This window comes from Flavobacterium sp. (assembly GCF_049240005.1).
Taxonomy (GTDB): Bacteria; Bacteroidota; Bacteroidia; order Flavobacteriales; family Flavobacteriaceae; genus Flavobacterium.
On sequence record NZ_JBMLTK010000074.1, the window covers coordinates 13,635 to 14,576 of the forward strand.

Annotated in this window: 1 protein-coding gene; it reads right to left on the minus strand. The window is 40.7% G+C overall.

Annotation, left to right across the window (positions count from 1 at the left end; translation table 11 throughout):
- A partial coding sequence (locus ACOVQQ_RS07875; RefSeq protein WP_421817766.1) for a DUF7507 domain-containing protein occupies positions 1–942 on the minus strand: 942 nt, incomplete at both ends.

Sequence of the window (942 nt, forward strand, 5' to 3'; positions counted from 1 at the left end):
TAACAACGTTGCTCAAAGTAACATTACCTGTATTGGTAACAACAAACGAGTACTGAATTGTATCTCCAACGTTCGCAACTGCTGGATCTCCAACAACTGTTGTATTCAATACTGAAGTCTTAACTAATGTCATCGACGGAGCTGGTGTTAATGGAGTAACCGTTGGGTTATCATTTCCATTTTCTGTAATACCATCATCTGAAACATCGGTTGTAGTACCTCCGCCAGGAGTAGTTCCTGTAGCAGTAGCTGTGTTTGTAGCCTGACCTGCATCTAAATCTGATTGAGTCAAGATGTACAATGGAACATCTGGTGTAGTAATCGTTACAGAAGCACCTACTGCAAGTGTACCCACTGTGAATGGTGTTGCAGATAGAGTGTCGTCGTTGATAACAACGTTGCTCAAAGTAACATTACCTGTATTGGTAACAACAAACGAGTACTGGATGGTATCCCCAACGTTCGCAACTGCTGGATCTCCAACAACAGTGGTATTCAATACTGAGGTCTTAACCAAAGTCATAGTAGGCGCAGGCGTTAAGATCGTAATTGTAGGATCATCAGTTATTGGAGTTGATGGATCATTTGATACTAAACTAAATGAACCGCATACCCCTACTCCAGATAATGTCGCTGAATTAGTAATTAATCCTGAATCAATGTCTGCCTGTGTTATGATATAATTGTGTGAAACATTAGAAACGCCTCCTGCTGGTACATCTGCTACCAACAAGCTTGGAACTTGGATAGTAGGATCGCTAATAACTAAATCAGATACTGTAGTGGTTCCTAAATTCTGAATTTCAAAATTATACTGAATAATAGTTCCAGCTACTACCGGCCCTAATATCGTAGCTGTTTTATTGAATGACATAACTGGCGCTACTGGCTGAGCGTTAATCGTAACTGAAGTACCCGCTGAGATACATGTAGCATCTGCTA